The organism is Paenibacillus sp. 01T431, from assembly GCF_056398625.1.
Genome location: NZ_JBFTPT010000006.1, coordinates 329,029 through 345,219 on the forward strand (window position 1 = coordinate 329,029; position 16,191 = coordinate 345,219).

Here is a 16,191-nt window from a genome sequence, read left to right on the forward strand (position 1 = left end):
AAGTCCTCCGGCGCCCGTTCCCCAACAGAGCTGGAGGTTCCTTTTATTTCCCGGTGCTTAGTTCCTCTTTTAGGATTTCGGCAAATATCGGAGCAACAACTTCGCAGAATGTCATTGCCTGGCGGTCGCCGATAGTTTCAACGTCCATACAATGAGCGAAGTAATCTCCGTCAAAGAATTCATTTAGGTATCTGGTAGTCCACAAAAGGCCCCAAAAGGCATCCGCTGACATTTCTCCTTCATTTTCAATATTCTCCAACTCGTCCCATGCATCTCTAACACGATTGTTGAGTGTTGGGTATATCTTTTTCTTGTCTTCCAGCATGTACGAATAAGAACGTCTTTTTTCTCTGTACTGCTGCAGCAGTTCTTTCTTCAAAAATGAAATATTCTTTTCTGGATCCACTCTCGAAGCTCTGTCGCGGTCGTGGATTTTGTCGTACAGATAGCCTCTCGCTTCCCCGCCGCGGCAAATTCTGATTAGAAATGCTTTAAAATTTTCGTTATCCGACATGCGCCAGAAGTGATTGAAATTACCGCAATCGCTAATGACATTGAGGTCGCCAGTTTTATTAATGGTGATTGTAGCCGATTGGCAACGATGGCTGCCGATCTGAAGGCGATAAACTTCCGATACATCCTTTTCAATCCGGTAGACAATCGGCTTATCGTCTTGCGTTACAACAGTGCTTTGCATTGTATTAGGCATGTGAAGCAACCTCCTTTTCTGTATAGTCGCGAATGACATTGCCTTGCTTATCAAAAAACTTTGTTTCCCACCATGGGTGGCAGTTTCCCGGCCTTGTATCGCCGTCCATCAAAACCATGAGATTAAATCCGTGGTATCCAGTAATCGTGCCAGCCTTTCCGTTCACCTCGACCCGCATTCCCATATATGTAAACTCGATGCCGCGATTTACCTTCATTCGATCAAAGTTTTCACGGTCCATGAAATGCGCCGATGGTGATGCTGGACCAAGCTTTCTTACACGCAGCAACGGTAGCAACTTCCCGAAAGGAATATCCCAACAATCGCTCATTAACTGCCAATATTCGTATTTTGCTTTTCCAGCCGTAGCAGCAATGATTTTTTTGGGGTATTCCTTATCATCCCAAATGTCATAAGTACGGACTTCAAAAGTAAACAATTGCTTCACCCCATGTTCTTCTGTAGTCATTCAACATTGTCTCAGTAAATCGTTCACACTTATCGTCCTATCCTTTTATATAAGGCTAGTATCATTCGGGAACAAACATCCAATCACTCAATTCTATCAATACATACTCTACATGGTAGTCAAAACACAGGGAGGTGAAGTGAATAATGCACAATAACCTTGGTACGATTCTGGTGCTTTTCATTCTATTAGTAATCATCGCTTGTAGTTGCAACCGCGACCGCAACCGTAGCAATTACTAGCTCATAGACGTAAACTGTGTACGCCAACTTTTATAATTCACTAAGACTTAAGGAGGTAAATTGAATAATGCACAATAACCTTCGTACGATTCTAGTTCTTTTCATTCTGTTGGTGATTATCGCTTGTAGTTGTGGCGTCTTCGGCCGCGAAGTGAGACGTGACGATAGACGCGACGATAGACGCGACGATAGACGTGACGATAGACGCGACGATAGACGCGATGTGAGACGTGACGATAGACGCGACGATAGACGCGAAGAAAGACGAGAAGAAATACCCTTTTTACTACCCTTTTTTATTTAATTGCGTAACCTCAGTTCGTTAATTCCTAAAATAACATTAATGAGAAGGCCCATTCTATGGGCTTTCTTTTTACTAATGAAACTTAATATTCAGCGAATGTTCATACGATCAGTTGTGTCTGAACGCTTTTAAGACGGTCATTCGCAATGTCGATGTATCGCTGCTCCTTCTCTATCCCAACGAAGTTCCTGCTGCATCCGGCTGCAGCCACAGCTGTTGTTCCGCTGCCGATACAGTTGTCTAGAATCACATCGCCCTCGTTCGTGTACGTCCGGATAAGATATTCGAAGAGTGCTACAGGCTTTTGCGTCGGGTGGTACCGCTCTTTATCCCTTGGGTAGTACAATACGTCCACCGGATAACGATCCGTTTGCCCTCCACCTTCGGTACCGATAGCCGTCTTCCCGTAATTGCTGCCATCGCTTGAATGCTTTTTATAGCGATTGACTGGCTTATGACCACTGGTCTTTTGTGGGTTATATGTTGGTAAGCTTTTATAGAAGACAAGCACGTTTTCATGGATCTTCAACGGCATTCGCTTTGCATTAAGAAATCCGGTACCGTTGCTTTTCATCCATATCCATTCGTAACGAAGTAACTGCAGGTTGCTGGCTCCCAGAACCTTATCAAATGGAGTCTGAGCTGTAAGGACAATTGCGCCACGATCTTTAATCAAACGGTTGTACTCTAACCAAAGCTCGTCCAGTGGAATAACGCTATCCCAAGAATTTTCCGTGGTACCGTATGGCAAATCACAAAGTATCATGTCGAACGACTTGTCAGGCAGGCTCGGCATGATTTCTAAACAATCGCCACAATAAATCTGATTTATCATGCTGACACCTCACAAGTGGAAGCCGCCAACGGCCTCGTCTATAATGTCTTGATTGATACCAATGTAGCGCATTGTTATGCTCGGCGCCGAATGATTGAATATCTCCTGCAGCAAGGCCACATCCTTGTATCGTTTGTAAAAGTGATAGCCGAAGGTCTTGCGGAGCGTATGCGTCCCAATCTCTATCAGACCGACTTCGGCTGCCGCATAATTGAGAATACGGTACGCCTGCACTCTTCCGATATTCTGCTTTGTTCGGTATGATTTAAAGAGCGGATCGCTATCCTTCATGCCTTTGGTGTACTGGTTGATGATCTCGCGCAGTTCCGCATTGATCGGGAACCGCTTTTTCTTCTTGGTCTTGCCTTCAACTATTCTGATGTGCGATTTATTCCGTACATCGCGTACGTGCAGCTTAAGCAAGTCACCAATCCGTAACCCTACGTTAATTCCCATGACTAGCAAAAACCAATCTCTCTCCGACCGTTTCCTCAGCGACGCCTTCATAAGCTCCAGCTTTACCATGCTTCGAATAGGTTGTACGACTTCCATTGGCTTTCCCTCCTGTCATGAACACTTGATTTTTCAATTCTATCCTTGTATACTAACTTTCAAGCTCTAATTTCACGTCTGCCAAGACCTTACCAATGCGGTTGTGCCTCCGACATTGGATGAATCACTGTCTGAAGGATGATATTAGGGCCTTTTTTTATTTCGATCACTTGATATTTATGCAGATACATCGATAACAAAACGATCCTTGCGAATATCTAAAGACTGCACGAACAATTTGTATACTTCATCGCCAGCATTGCCTAGCCATCCCATCAAATCAAAGTAATGCTTGCTACCGGTGTATAGTTCTACAGTTGATTGAACTAAACCCCGATATGAGCTGGATAGTTGTCCAACTATATCTGATTCCGTCCAATAACCATCTTCGTCATTCCCAATCCATTCTCCCCAATACCAGCCAATTGGCCCGTTGGATTTATTCCAGTCAATTCTATGAAAAATTTCAGGGTGAGAAACAATATAACAAGCTGCCGCATACTCTGGATTCTTGTGGCAATTAAATTTTTCTAGCAGTTGAGTAAAATTCACTCCGTGTTCCTTGGAAGAAAACCAAACATCACCCAACGTCATACCATGTTTAGTCGGCTTTCCAGACTCTTCTTTGACCGTTTTTTCAACATTATTCATATCCAATTTGATGCACCCTCCCGTTTTCATTCATTTACCAAATCAAATAAATCAATTTGTCCATCCAATTCCTCAACCCATCCGTTATCTACCCAATGCTTTGGAGCATACTTGCGGTATTCGATTGGGATTGGTTTATCAAGGCGAAACCTCTCGATTGATACCTCAGAATAAACCCACTCAGATAACGCCTCGACTAACGGAGGAACCGCACCTGCATATTCTTTCAGTGTTTGGCTACCAGGCACCATAGGAACGCTCAATACTCTTGTCACTTTCAAACGCTCCTTTGCTTATAATTTTTATAGCGGTTTGGGTATTTCCGCCGTAATAACTCAGCATGTGCTGCAATTCTGTCTGCCCAATTTGCTACATCATCCTCGTTGGCGATGTTTCTAAGCTGCGCGATGCTAGCCTTGCTATAATCCAGCCGCATTAATCGATACACTCGAATTTCTTTGGTTTGTCGTCATTCCTAGCACTCCAATGTCTTCCCAGCATTGCTGCTAATTCGGAATGTGGTAATAAACCAATGAGGGCGATGAGAATCTCTTCTTTTGGATGCCTGAACCGGTTCGCAATATTCTGGATGGTCTTGCCTTCCTTGTGCAGTTGCAGGAGTATTTTTGTCTGATGTTTATGCTAAGAAAAGTCCAATTCGTCGCAAACGATAACTTTTCGCTCAACCTTGGGTCTGGTCATGGAATGACTCCTTTCTCGACTCTCGAAGGATTTCTTTAAACTCAGCGTCCGTAAATGGAGGCTTCCCTTCGATTTTGCGTCCGAGGTCATGTATTTTTCGTAGCTCGTTTTCTGAGATTGGTGATTCGCATTTGTCCTCTGCGACAATATCGATTTTTGGTTTGCCTGAGCGTGAAGATGTTTGAGTGATGCTTGCGGGCTTTTTTTCTACGTTCCACGGCTCGTCTACACCTTCGGCTTTATATCGCTTAAGAATGCCGTTAACATAGGTTAAGTTTCTTTTCCCTGCTACGGTAGCGGTTTTCATAGCCTCACACACCCAGCGTTCACCGTAATCGTCGATGAAATCATTGATTTTATCAGCCGTGACAGAACTAAGTGTTCCAAAGCCTTCTGCTTCGTAAAGTCGAAAAGGATTAAATACAGGGTCAACACCACTAGCCACAGGAGGTTTTGTTTCCGCCTCTTGTTCGGTACTGGTATGGTTCTGTTGTGTCTGGTTAGGTAAGGTCTGGTTAGGTAAGGTAAGGTCAGGTACTGTAGCCCCGTGACGGCTTGTTTCGTCACTAAGTGTCACGCCTGTGTCACGCGTGACATTGTTGTGACTCTCTTTGCCTTTCTTCGCATTTTCCCGTGACTTCCTTTTCCGTTCCTTATTCTTTTCGCGGTTGTCCACTAACCGTCCCGCGTAATCAAACCAGTCGTGTATAGTGACACAGCGTTCCACTTTGTCTACAAACCCCGCATCTACAAGGGCTTGCAGCAGATTCTCTGCTTTCTCTGTCGGCCAGTCGATCGCCTCAGCGATGTCCTCCGGATCGTAATCTGATATGTTTCCGTCTTGTGCGTAATCAACCGCCCACCACCATAACATATGTAAGTGACCGACAGCTGTTGGCACCGTTACGCCTAATTTTCGCGATAAACGCTTCGTTTTCGGATGCCTTGCTAGTTCTTGGTGACTCTCTATCCAAGCCAAAGCGCATCCTCCTTCCTATTCCGTTTGCTCCGCCACAAGCCCGATAAGGTGCTTGATTTCGGGAGAGTAGGGTACTAGATATTCCGATCTAATTGATTCCCAGAAATCCATGTCAGGCCAACCGCCTTCGGGATCGAGAAGCGGCACAAGTTTTAAACCGTGCATATCGCGGCGCATAACCGTTCCAATAGAACGGATGCTCCACATACGCTTTAGCAGCATACAAGCTAACTCACGGTCTTTTACATGCTGGATAATCAAACGGAACAGCTTGTTCCATCGATGGCTATCAAATTTTTGCTCAGGCAATGGATCTGTTAATAAATCTATCTTCACTAAGCACCTCTCTTTCTGCTAGGTTAATAGGTTTGAAGTTATCAAAGAGCAGTAATGCTTTCTTGCGCTGCATCGTCGGAAGCCCTGAGTTGGCGCTCAGGACGCCCGACGATAGAGGCAACGCCTTTATCGTTATTCTTGTTTCTTTTCACTGAACAAACCTTCAACCGCTTGCATTACATCCATCTGTCCAGCTCGAAACATAGCTATAAACAAGCTCTCAGCAGCAATGCGCGTGTCATAGTCCCAACCCATTAACCATTCGGTAAACTTCTTTTCATCCAGCTCTAATGGGCGTTTAAGAATAGCCTCAAGGCGCTTCTTCATAAATATCCCTCCTTACAAAAAACGCAGTACCTGATTCGCGGACAATTCTCTTGAATCGGATGCCCTCGGGCTGCTCGTCCAACCATAAATGACAGTTTTTACAGACATGAAATAGATCCTTTACCGTTGTTTTGTGGCGGATGAGACGTCTTCCGATGGTATGAGCCCGTTCTGTCGCTCTATCCCCTCGACAATGCTTTTGAATTTCACAGATGCCTCCAGAACGCTCTTTAAGCTCTTTATCTACCTTTTCGCTGATATCTCCAAGCTGACGCTGTGTCTCCTTAATACGCACTTGCTTACCTGGCTTAGGGGCTGGGTTGAATTGGAGTGATAGATTCATACCTTGTTGACCTTTACGTTGACATTGCCTAGCTGCTTGAGTTGAAAAGCGTATGCGTAGGCTTTTAAGACAGACATTTTTCCGCTGACAAATCCTTCGTTCGCTGTTACAAAAGCTTGTTTCTTCATATTGCCAACTCCAATCGTTCAATGATTTCAGAAGCATCTTTTCGTAAGGAAGAGGAATATCGTAAAAACAATCTGATCGTGGCTCCGTAAGTGAATTTAGTTTTAATACCCTCTTTACAACTCGAGCTAGTGGAGTAACGAATCTCAACAAAGTCTTCTGCATCACCCATCAATGCTGTTATATCAACACTGCCATTAGACTCGTATGAATACTTTGTAATTGAAAACAGATCAAATCCTTTTTCGAGGTATTTTTTAATTTCTCCATGTAGAAGCTCTGGAGTTTGAATGGTACTCAATTCAGTCATTACTATTCCCATATGAACCATCCTTTGCCGACCGCTCAGTATGTGTTATAATGGCGGTAACATATTTTCATTAATTTGCGACCATTTCGGGGCCTAATCCGGAGTGGTCGTTTTTCATTGCCTCAATTTCCGCCGATAATAAATCAACTGCTGCAGGAATCACAAACGGATCTGCATTGCCTGGACGATTAAGTAATTGCCATCGCATGCGCATTAACTCGTACCTACGCCATTCCACTTCTGAATTACTCAAATAACCATCTCCTTCATTAAGCAGCTCCAGATACTTGTAAAACCGTTTGAATCATTGAAAGGCTATCCACGCCGTACATGTAACAGACTACTATTTCCCTTGCATTTGTAAGGTCGGCCCAGCGCATGAGTGTATGTATGTCAGGGAGCTTATGATCTTTCTCAAAACGACTAATGCAGCTTTGGGTGCGATTCAATAGCTCCGCCATTTTTTCTTGACTGTAACCAGCTCGTTCACGGCACGCTTGTAGAATTATTCCAAATTTCACGTTTTCACCCCCTATTTATGCTGAATCGCAATAGTTTAGGGGAGTCAGTTGTTGTAATATTGGCTTATACCGTTCCTGATTTACTGTGTGTTGCCGATTACCAACGTTCCCCTCATCTTGCCCGGCATCCTTCCCGATGTCGGGCAGTTTTTTGAATATGGTTCATATCGCATCTACTTCTAATGCTGCCGTTTCTTTATCAGACATCCATTGCTTTAAGGTCTCTATTCTGAAAAAAATCCGGGTGCGAATCCTAATAGCAGGTATTTGTTTCAAGCGAACCATGTCATAAATCAGCCATGCTGATACGCCGATGAAATCAGCTGCTTCTTGAACATTTAAGGTTTGGCGTTTCATTTTAGTTTTCCTTTCTATTAATAGTTTTTTTGAAATCACACACTTTTCACAGTTGTAATTTGTTCCTTAAAGGAACATTATTTTTCAAAAAAAAGTCCCCATTTAAACAACAGAACATTAGCAATAGATTTTGCAACTTCAACTGAAGGAGTTTTGGAGCCATTTTCAATATTAGTATAATAACTTCTTGAAATACCAGCATCGTCCGCTACTTTTTCATGTGTTAAATTTGCTTTTTCTCTAATTCCCTTTAGCCATACTCTCGTAATAAACACCTCCAAATGTTCCCTAAAGTAACTTTATAAATGAATTATATGTTACTTTAAGGAACATGTCAATGAATAAGTTATACTTAAAGGAACATAGCTTTAAAGTTTCTCTTAGGAACATTATAATAATGCTATCCCATTAAAGTTGGTGTTCATTATGCATGTTTTTGGTAAAAGATTAAAAGCTGAACGTGAGCTTAAAAAGAACTCTGATCCTAAATGGACGCAAGAATACGTTGCTAATCTGATTGGAGTTGCTCGCCCTACATATACTGCATATGAAAATGGAACAAAGGAACCTCCAATTGACACAATTAATAAAATAGCTGATACTTTTAATGTTTCAATTGACTATCTACAGGGACGTACTGATATTAAAAGCCTTAGATTAAATCAAGATTCAGATTCTGAAATTTTTATTGCTTATTTAGGTGGACCACCGGAAGAAATTGATGAGGAAGAAGCCGAGCATCTTAAGAAAGAACTAGAGATGTTCAGAGCATTCAAAGAAAAGCGTAAAAGGGAACGGAGCCAAAATAACAATGATAAAAAATAATAGCCTTTTCTTGGGCTATATTTTTTACCCATAAATACGAACATACATTCTCATTAGGAGGTATTCTACTGTGCATTTTTTCAATCTTGACCTATACAAACCATCAGACATGGAACTTTGGATTAATAAAAAATACCAAGATCGAGGAATTCATAGCGTTTCTGATTTGAATATTGATGATATCGGCGCCCTATTTAATACATACATCGCCTACTCAGAAGGTGAATCAAAGGTCATTTATGATAACGATAATGACTGCATGATTTTTATTAACATTCATCTAGAGGCATACGAGCAGCGTCTTGTCTTTTTCCATGAATTATGTCATCCAGCCATGCACGTAGGAGATCAGCGAAGCCTCCCTTCTGCCTTTGTGAACTTACAGGAATCACAAGCCGCTCTGTTCCAGTTATACTCTGCTATGCCGGCTTACATGCTTGAGGAATTCAAGTCGATACAACACAGCTCCTACTACCTAAAAATACTTTCTGAAGCGTTCAAGTTGCCCTATTCATTTGTGAAACAACGTATTGAACAAATACTTGGTCGGATAAATAGAGAACGTCAAGACCATAACTTACGTGCTCGATTTACGCCTGCCAAAGTTAAGTATGCTTATACAGATACAACGAACAAAATCCTTGACCAATTAAATAAACAAATATCAAACAAACAAGGAGAAATAACCTCACAATGAAAATTTCTGTACTATATGATCTCGATATCGATAATGCTCGTCTTTTTCCGCTTTGGATGATGATTAATTATTTTACTTTTGATTGGACTAATACAATCTACATAAGTATCGAAACCCCATTCGAGCGATTTACTTTTGATGAAATCGAATCCGATGTACTATCTTTGTCTGTTCCGGATCATGTCTATGTTAGACATCCCGATGATCCTACTCTTTTTGGCATTCATCTACCTTCACTTAGGAACTACATCATTAAGACTTTAGATGGCTCCGATCAACAAGTTGAAGTAAACGACATTCAACGACTCATGCTCCGAATCACAGATATTGAAGACGTATTAGAAGCAGAAATTCGTTCGAAAGTTCAATGGAAATAAACAAAGAACGGAGGAATAGTATGTCAAGCATTCGTAAACGTAGTCAAAACTCTTGGTCTCTAATTGTAGAACTTGGTTATGACACCATGGGTAAAAAAATAAGACGCTATCAAACTGTCAAAGTCACTGACCCAGCTTTACTAAGAGCCCCAAAACGGTTACAGGAGTATTTAAACACGGAATTAACTAAGTTTAAGATCATGGTGGAGTCAGGAGTTTATCTAACACCTGGCAAAATGACATTTAATGATTTCCTGAAGGATTGGGAGAGGAATTTTGTTCTGGTCGAATTAGAGGAGAAAACAATCACAAGCTACTTATTCCACACTAAGAAAAGGATCGCTCCCTTCTTTGGCCATTTGTATATGGAACAAATTAAAACACTTCACTTACTCAACTTTATGGATATGCTTCGGCAGCCTCATGCACGCCTTGATGGTTCGGGTCCGTTAAAGTCTGCAAGCCTAGTGTATAACTACCGCGTATTAAAAAGCATATTTACAAAGGCGATGGAATGGAAAGTCATTAAGGAAAATCCTATGACCGGTATTAAGAAGCCTAAAGAGGACGATGTCAAAGAAATGGAGGTTTACGACGAGAATGAAATCAAGCAGCTATTTGAGGCTCTTGAGCATGAGTCACTTCAATTAAGGACTGCCATCACTTTGGCCGTTACAACAGGCATGCGCCGAGGAGAAATAGCGGGTCTCGAGTGGTCAAAAATCAATCTCGAACTCGGTCATCTATACATCACTCAATCCATACCTAAATTGAAAGAAGGAGCTCCCATTTTAAAGCCGCCTAAAAACGGTAAGTCACGAAAAATCGCACTCTCCGAATCATTATTGACTGAGCTTCGTTTACTGCTCGCTGAACGTGAAGCAGAGCGGTCTGAGCTCCTTGATCAGTGGGCTGATGGCAAACATTCATTTATTTTCTGCCATCCAGATGGTATGCCCTACGATCCACAATGGTTCACAAAAAAATGGATTGACTTCCATCGCCGTCACCAGCTGAAGCCAATCCGTTTACATGATTTAAGACATACATCAGTATCATGGATGATATATAAAAAGGTTCATTCAGAAGCGATAGCAAAGCGTGTTGGGCATTCAAACATAAAGATGTTGGAGATCTATGGTCATATATTTGAATCAGTTGATCGTGCTGCTGCATCTGTTTTTGATGATATGTAATATTAGAATTTTTCTAAAAAAAAGAGTTATCAAATTCTTCTCTGCATGCTAACCATTAAGTTCTTTAATCAGCTTTTTTTTTAAATTGAGCTAGTAGTGTTTTAGCATTATCAGTCTGTTTAAGTGGTTGAGGTAGCAGTGATTTAAGAAACGCTATACCTTCCCGGCACTCTTCATCTTTTGGATTTATATATAAAATAAAATTCCCCATACCTAAAAGACGATATAGATAATTCTTTTTGTTTTCTAATTTTTCATGTTCAAGATGTGAATTTAATCCGTATTTCTTAATATAATATATATTTTTCCGAAAATCTTTTCTATAGCTTTTGGAAGTTTGTAGCTTTTCATTTACGATTATCCCTGTAACCTCTTGTTGTTGTGTAGATAATCTAACTCTGGTTTTGCTTTCATTAATCTCAAACCCTTCGGATTTCAATACATATTCAAGGAAATTAATTACACTTCCTTCATTGAAATCACCTGAAAGAGTAATATCATCAGCATATCTTGTATATCTTATATTATTTTTTTTTGCATAGCTCGATATCCTCTTATCTAGATTACGCGTAATCAAGTTAGACAAAGCAGGGCTAGTTGGAGATCCTTGTGGTAATGAACCTTCTAATGCACACAAACCAGCCAGTAATGTTGATACAGCTTTTGAATAACCAATCTCTTTAAAAAAACCTAACACTCTTGCAAAACTAATAGAACCAAAATAGTTACTAATATCAACAGTAAGCAACTTTTTTTGTCCTCGATGAAATCGGGCATTATCCTTAATGGAAATGTTTTTTTTATAAGCTTTTGCATATTTACTCGTTTCAATGTTTGTTAATATTTCATCAAGTATCCATCTCTGAACTACTTTCAAGTTTGGCAAGGGTTCTGAAATTAATCTCGGTTCCCCATTTTTTTTAAGTATTATAAATTCCCTATAAAATTTATATGGAGAGTTAGAAGCTTTAATTAAATAATTTAAATTCATACCTACAAGTTCAGACAAATGGAGCTGATCAAAAATAACTGGTAGCCCGTTGATAAAAATTTTATTTGCATAATTCAAACAGTCATTAATATACTCGTCACTCTTATTATCAAGCATTGCAGTTAATGTGAATTTTTTAGAATATGCTTCCCAATTCATGTTTATCATTCCAATTAATAAATTTTCTCGATAAGCCATATTACAAACACTTTCTTTTAACTTTTCACTTAAATGGTTATAAAGGAAGCGGTTTTCTTACTTTATGGCTATTTAAGTGACACGGAGGCGTAGCCGGAGTTTGTTAATAGTTTTGAAGGAATCTCCCGATGTATGAGGAACTATTAACACAAGGCTTGAAAATAAAGTCCTTCTTCCGTTTGACGACTCGTCAAACAGTGTGGTTTCCCACAATAAGTCTAATTGGCTTATCGAAAATTTGTATCCTTTGGTAAATAAATATCGAATTTATCCTTTTTCTCCATTTTATACTCTAACTGCGGACTAATCCATGACTCAATCTTTTTTCTACCCAGCTTTTCATTGAGTTCTGCAAATTTTGACGAACCATCACTAGTAATTCTCATTCCTTCTTCGTCTAAAGTGATCAGTTTATCTTCTAATAAAAAAGCTATCATATCAGCGATTTGGCTGTATTGTAAATCTAGTTTAAGTAAAGAGTCAACAGAACCTTTGTTTTCTATTAGTTGTAAGAGTAAAACTAAATGTTCATCCTTCAATTTACATACCTCGGAAATGGACAGTGTACTTTCCTTGTCTTCTTATCATACCAAAAAACCGGAAAGGTATTATTAGGCGTCCTAATCATAGTAACAAGCGCCTCTGATTGTTTGTAACCAAATCTTTCATTATCTTTCACTCTTATTGTTTTTTCAATACTTTCCATGAGTTTAATGTTCTTCGCTAAACTCTGTCCCACGTAGTATCCGCTAATTGCTTTATCCAAAAACTCAGTTGCAAAAATTCTTAAACCTAAACCTTGTACTACTGCAATACTTTGTTTCATTGCAATAAGAGAGAAAACAACCATATCTTTCGTTGGGATACCCTTTCTTGTTAAAAAATTAATTGCTTTTATGGCAGTATCACCAGTTCCAACAAAATCATCAACTAATAATATTAAAGAGTTTTCATTTCCACTGTAAGTTTTTAAATCATTTACATTATCCGGGAAATACAAACTTTTATTTCGAATAAAAGATTGATGAGGTATCACTACACTTCGCAATAAATATTGAACCATTTTCGAACTTTTATTTTTGTTTAAGTCACTCGGTGATATTAATGGAAAAATAATCAGATTAGAATAGCTATTGAAATTGAGACTTGCATCTACGCTTAACGTCTTCAACAATGCCACTATTCTACTCACATATTGCTCAAATCCAACCCATAAAAATCTATCAGTAAGTTCTAAAAACAATAACTGCTCATCTTTTCCAAGGAGATTAAGAATAATACAAAAACGATCAAATAGGCTCATATCCTCATTCGTGATAGCCCATCCCTTTTTATTAAAGATTAAAATTAATCTACCCATAGTTTCTGCATCAAGTGATTTTGACATAATCCCCACTATCATAAAGTATAAATTTTCCTGCAAAATCATTCTACTTGATTCTTTTACATTCTACAAGTAAAGAATTGATATGTTTATAATTTTAAAGAGAACGCTATTATATAAATTAGGACTAATAAAACTTTTAGCTTCTAAATGTGCCAAAATTATATATGCGAATTAGTGATATTCATTTTATTCAAATAACTATCTACTCATGATAAATGTCGCCCATTTGTCGCCCAAATTCTCTAAAACCAGCTATTTTCGGCAATTTTGAGCATATAAAAAGACTGGAGAAAGCCTGTAAAACCACGATCTTACGGGTTGTACCTAATGGATGAACTCTCCTCTCCCATGAAAAGGAGCCCTAGTGATAGGGCTCCGATTTTTTTTGTCTAAACCCTTTGTTTATAAGGTTTTTTGCACTCTTACGTTTTTATTATTTTTATAATTGTCGCCCAAATTTAAAAAGCACCTATACCTGACTCTATCTATTGTAACTGTACGTTCCTAAAAGCTAGAATCCCTTCCGGGACACCATTAAGAACTACCTCGATCATTTTAATGATTTACATAAACCCGTTAAAGTCTTGAATAACAAGGATACACTTTTTTACACCCTTGTTTATTGTACATAAAGATAAGAAAAAGCCCTTATTATTTATAAGGGCTTTTCGGCTTCTTCTATATAATTAACTGCCTGCCGACTATAACTTCATTATATCCATCTACGGAACTTTAATCACATTCCCATGATTTACTACATAAGCCGACTTTGTTCGCGAGTCCATCTTTGTTATTTTTCCAATCACAGGTCGATCCCAGTTCCAAACGATTAGCTTTATCTGCAATTCTTCTTGTTAAGCTTCGATCACAAGCTCACCCTCACTCCAATGAGAACACCTCTCCACCCCATTTTATTTATTGATGTTGCTTCAAATTTCTTACAATGTATCACGAAAATAGGACTTTCGATGTAAAATTTCGAACTCTTCTAATCAGTTTTTCTGCTTCCAACGCCATAAGTATTTACATTAATTTGCTGTAGATACAGTTTCGATTCCAGTAAGATAAACTGTAACAGCTTCTAACTCATCTATGCACTCAACCTTACCAGAAAGAAGTATAATGTTGTGAATGGTTTACCCATGTCGCTCATCCTTGTTCACCTCTCATGATTTTCAATATTCAAATCGGAACTAATAATAAATCATTTCGTATTTGTCATTAAGGGAGTTGGTATAATGTTCATATTAATTCTTGGTATTGCTATTTTAACACTCGGGATATATTCGATAAAAAAACCTAATTCTTGGTTATTTAGGCGGATTGGTGACGATTCTGAAACGAGTGACAGCCAACAGACTTTTAACCGAGACCGCGGTTTAGTAATTTTGATTATGGGAGTTATATTTCTCGTAGGTGGCCTTCTTAACGTAATTAATTAACCCGTATAACCTCAACAAGTTATTCTGTTTTCATGCGGTACTATTTAAAGTTGGTACTCACTCCTTACTAAAAATTTCTGTATCATGGGATCAAAAGGAGTGATCCATGATGCAGAAAATAATGAAAGTAATACTAATCATATTAGGAGTATTTATCGTTCTTTTTTACGCATACTTATTTGGATTATGGTATATCATTCGTAACGTTTCATTTGCTCCTTAAAAGTTTTTATGTGAAACCTCTTCATGATCCTCGATATTCAAACGGTTAATTGAAACCAAATTAAAATCCGTGTTACACTAAACGTAATATAATCCATGAAATGAAGGGATAACGCCATGTTATTTTACAAATTACAGCCAGCATTTAAATTAATCGCTTTAGGACTTACTGCCTTCGGATGTTACATTATTTATAATTTGTTATTCTAATGGTTTTCAATGTTCATTCTTGATTATTAAAATCTTCCTCGTCATCTTTAATCATGATAGGATTCTACTCCGATCCGTAAGCCGCACAAACCAAATCATCACCTACTCGTTAAAACGATATCCCAAATCGTAATATCTTTTTGCTGGATGCATGCAATACCTCCTCATGACCCTCGCCTTTTTAAACACTTCATACACATAGCCTACCTTTATCATTCACATTAAAGCGTTATTCACCATTTTATTAAGATCCATTGTCATTTAAATACACTCTCCTCATTTTTGGTTTAAAACAGATCATTATTGTGCCACCCACCTATGGCATGCGCCGAGGTGAGATAGCTGGCTTAGGATGGTCTAAAATCAACCTTGAGCTAGCCCATATTTATATTACGCTAACCATACCACAAATAAAAAACAGCTCACCAGTCTGAACTGTGACCCATAAGAGGGCACTTTTTTCAAAGTGTCCTTCTTATGGGTCACAGTTCAACTTGGTTGCTGGGCTATTTTCTATTTAGATGCTCTTAGCGCTACGGCCAGCTTGCGCCAGCCTTCTGCTTTGAAATTAAGAAAATTTTTTATACTACCATGGCATTACGAATAAATAGAACAAATGAGAAAAACCTTGCCTTATTTCGTACCATTTCGGACATGTGAAAGGTCTGAATAATCTTATTTTATATTCTTTATAGGCTACTCGCTATCTAACCGAAAGGGGAAGATCTCCTCTTCCATGAAAAGGGGGCCCTATTTTTTGTATAAAGCCCCATGATCCCAATTCCAAATAATTAATATCAGTTCTAACTCATCCTGTTGAGATTCAACTTTCCTCTTTCATTTTTAACCCATCTCTCGTTGGCCGTTGTGATCCTTTTGCCAA

At 39.1% G+C, this 16,191-nt stretch carries 24 protein-coding genes; 5 read left to right on the plus strand and 19 right to left on the minus strand.

Going from position 1 to position 16,191, the window contains the following annotated elements:
• Window positions 1-43: 43 nt before the first annotated feature.
• Window positions 44-709: a phiTE_072 family protein gene (locus tag AC1DM9_RS13650; RefSeq protein ID WP_477580453.1), complete on the minus strand. Its 666-nt coding sequence runs from the start codon at window positions 707-709 to the stop codon at window positions 44-46.
• Window positions 702-1,178 (minus strand): hypothetical protein, encoded by a 477-nt coding sequence (locus tag AC1DM9_RS13655; RefSeq protein WP_477580454.1) that lies wholly within the window; start codon window positions 1,176-1,178, stop codon window positions 702-704. Before AC1DM9_RS13655 ends, AC1DM9_RS13650 begins: the two co-directional genes overlap by 8 nt.
• A 146-nt stretch (window positions 1,179-1,324) precedes the next feature.
• On the opposite strand from AC1DM9_RS13655, the gene yjcZ reads away from it, so the two are divergent.
• Complete coding sequence (gene yjcZ, locus AC1DM9_RS13660) at window positions 1,325-1,420, plus strand: sporulation protein YjcZ (protein WP_477580456.1); 96 nt, start codon at window positions 1,325-1,327, stop codon at window positions 1,418-1,420.
• 404 nt (window positions 1,421-1,824) lie between these two features.
• On the opposite strand, the gene AC1DM9_RS13665 is transcribed toward yjcZ, so the two are convergent.
• From AC1DM9_RS13665 to AC1DM9_RS13730, 14 genes are all read right to left on the minus strand, one after another.
• Window positions 1,825-2,559, minus strand: a complete 735-nt coding sequence (locus AC1DM9_RS13665) for a DNA-methyltransferase (protein ID WP_477580458.1) — start codon at window positions 2,557-2,559, stop codon at window positions 1,825-1,827.
• A 9-nt stretch (window positions 2,560-2,568) separates the two neighbouring features.
• Window positions 2,569-3,111 (minus strand): site-specific integrase, encoded by a 543-nt coding sequence (locus tag AC1DM9_RS13670; protein ID WP_477580460.1) that lies wholly within the window; start codon window positions 3,109-3,111, stop codon window positions 2,569-2,571.
• Window positions 3,112-3,288: 177 nt separating this feature from the next.
• Entirely contained in the window at window positions 3,289-3,762 is a 474-nt protein-coding gene (locus AC1DM9_RS13675) for a DUF2538 family protein (RefSeq protein ID WP_477580570.1), read from the minus strand.
• A gap of 26 nt (window positions 3,763-3,788) precedes the next feature.
• Complete coding sequence (locus AC1DM9_RS13680) at window positions 3,789-4,037, minus strand: hypothetical protein (RefSeq protein ID WP_477580461.1); 249 nt, start codon at window positions 4,035-4,037, stop codon at window positions 3,789-3,791.
• Window positions 4,038-4,444: 407 nt separating this feature from the next.
• Window positions 4,445-5,443: a DnaD domain-containing protein gene (locus tag AC1DM9_RS13685; protein ID WP_477580463.1), complete on the minus strand. Its 999-nt coding sequence runs from the start codon at window positions 5,441-5,443 to the stop codon at window positions 4,445-4,447.
• A gap of 15 nt (window positions 5,444-5,458) precedes the next feature.
• The gene (locus AC1DM9_RS13690) at window positions 5,459-5,779 is read right to left on the minus strand and encodes a hypothetical protein (RefSeq protein WP_477580465.1); all 321 of its coding nucleotides are present in this window, start codon (window positions 5,777-5,779) and stop codon (window positions 5,459-5,461) included.
• 132 nt (window positions 5,780-5,911) lie between these two features.
• Window positions 5,912-6,106 (minus strand): hypothetical protein, encoded by a 195-nt coding sequence (locus AC1DM9_RS13695; RefSeq protein WP_477580467.1) that lies wholly within the window; start codon window positions 6,104-6,106, stop codon window positions 5,912-5,914.
• A complete protein-coding gene (locus tag AC1DM9_RS13700) occupies window positions 6,090-6,449 on the minus strand; it encodes a hypothetical protein (protein WP_477580469.1) in 360 nt (119 codons plus the stop codon). Before AC1DM9_RS13700 ends, AC1DM9_RS13695 begins: the two co-directional genes overlap by 17 nt.
• The gene (locus AC1DM9_RS13705; protein ID WP_477580471.1) at window positions 6,446-6,577 is read right to left on the minus strand and encodes a hypothetical protein; all 132 of its coding nucleotides are present in this window, start codon (window positions 6,575-6,577) and stop codon (window positions 6,446-6,448) included. Before AC1DM9_RS13705 ends, AC1DM9_RS13700 begins: the two co-directional genes overlap by 4 nt.
• A complete protein-coding gene (locus AC1DM9_RS13710; protein WP_477580473.1) occupies window positions 6,574-6,897 on the minus strand; it encodes a hypothetical protein in 324 nt (107 codons plus the stop codon). Before AC1DM9_RS13710 ends, AC1DM9_RS13705 begins: the two co-directional genes overlap by 4 nt.
• Window positions 6,898-6,955: 58 nt before the next feature.
• A complete protein-coding gene (locus tag AC1DM9_RS13715) occupies window positions 6,956-7,093 on the minus strand; it encodes a hypothetical protein (protein WP_477580475.1) in 138 nt (45 codons plus the stop codon).
• Between the two features lie 61 nt (window positions 7,094-7,154).
• Complete coding sequence (locus AC1DM9_RS13720; RefSeq protein ID WP_477580477.1) at window positions 7,155-7,406, minus strand: helix-turn-helix domain-containing protein; 252 nt, start codon at window positions 7,404-7,406, stop codon at window positions 7,155-7,157.
• Between the two features lie 162 nt (window positions 7,407-7,568).
• The gene (locus tag AC1DM9_RS13725; protein ID WP_477580479.1) at window positions 7,569-7,763 is read right to left on the minus strand and encodes a helix-turn-helix domain-containing protein; all 195 of its coding nucleotides are present in this window, start codon (window positions 7,761-7,763) and stop codon (window positions 7,569-7,571) included.
• A 77-nt stretch (window positions 7,764-7,840) separates the two neighbouring features.
• Entirely contained in the window at window positions 7,841-8,038 is a 198-nt protein-coding gene (locus AC1DM9_RS13730) for a helix-turn-helix domain-containing protein (RefSeq protein WP_477580481.1), read from the minus strand.
• A gap of 151 nt (window positions 8,039-8,189) precedes the next feature.
• Between AC1DM9_RS13730 and AC1DM9_RS13735 the strand changes: the two genes are divergently transcribed.
• From AC1DM9_RS13735 to AC1DM9_RS13750, 4 genes are all read left to right on the plus strand, one after another.
• Complete coding sequence (locus tag AC1DM9_RS13735; protein WP_477580483.1) at window positions 8,190-8,588, plus strand: helix-turn-helix domain-containing protein; 399 nt, start codon at window positions 8,190-8,192, stop codon at window positions 8,586-8,588.
• 70 nt (window positions 8,589-8,658) lie between these two features.
• Window positions 8,659-9,285 carry an ImmA/IrrE family metallo-endopeptidase gene (locus AC1DM9_RS13740; protein ID WP_477580485.1) on the plus strand — a complete coding sequence of 209 codons (627 nt, stop codon included), beginning with the start codon at window positions 8,659-8,661 and terminating at the stop codon, window positions 9,283-9,285.
• Complete coding sequence (locus tag AC1DM9_RS13745) at window positions 9,282-9,662, plus strand: hypothetical protein (protein ID WP_477580487.1); 381 nt, start codon at window positions 9,282-9,284, stop codon at window positions 9,660-9,662. The genes AC1DM9_RS13740 and AC1DM9_RS13745 overlap by 4 nt, the downstream gene beginning before the upstream one ends.
• A 20-nt stretch (window positions 9,663-9,682) precedes the next feature.
• The gene (locus AC1DM9_RS13750) at window positions 9,683-10,858 is read left to right on the plus strand and encodes a tyrosine-type recombinase/integrase (protein ID WP_477580489.1); all 1,176 of its coding nucleotides are present in this window, start codon (window positions 9,683-9,685) and stop codon (window positions 10,856-10,858) included.
• A 64-nt stretch (window positions 10,859-10,922) separates the two neighbouring features.
• On the opposite strand, the gene AC1DM9_RS13755 is transcribed toward AC1DM9_RS13750, so the two are convergent.
• The 3 genes from AC1DM9_RS13755 to AC1DM9_RS13765 form a co-directional block, all read right to left on the minus strand.
• Window positions 10,923-12,047 carry a retron St85 family RNA-directed DNA polymerase gene (locus AC1DM9_RS13755; protein WP_477580491.1) on the minus strand — a complete coding sequence of 375 codons (1,125 nt, stop codon included), beginning with the start codon at window positions 12,045-12,047 and terminating at the stop codon, window positions 10,923-10,925.
• A gap of 227 nt (window positions 12,048-12,274) precedes the next feature.
• Window positions 12,275-12,586, minus strand: coding sequence for a hypothetical protein (locus AC1DM9_RS13760; RefSeq protein ID WP_477580493.1), 312 nt, complete (start codon window positions 12,584-12,586; stop codon window positions 12,275-12,277).
• Window positions 12,583-13,476 carry a phosphoribosyltransferase-like protein gene (locus AC1DM9_RS13765; RefSeq protein WP_477580495.1) on the minus strand — a complete coding sequence of 298 codons (894 nt, stop codon included), beginning with the start codon at window positions 13,474-13,476 and terminating at the stop codon, window positions 12,583-12,585. The genes AC1DM9_RS13760 and AC1DM9_RS13765 overlap by 4 nt, the downstream gene beginning before the upstream one ends.
• Window positions 13,477-16,191 lie beyond the last annotated feature (2,715 nt).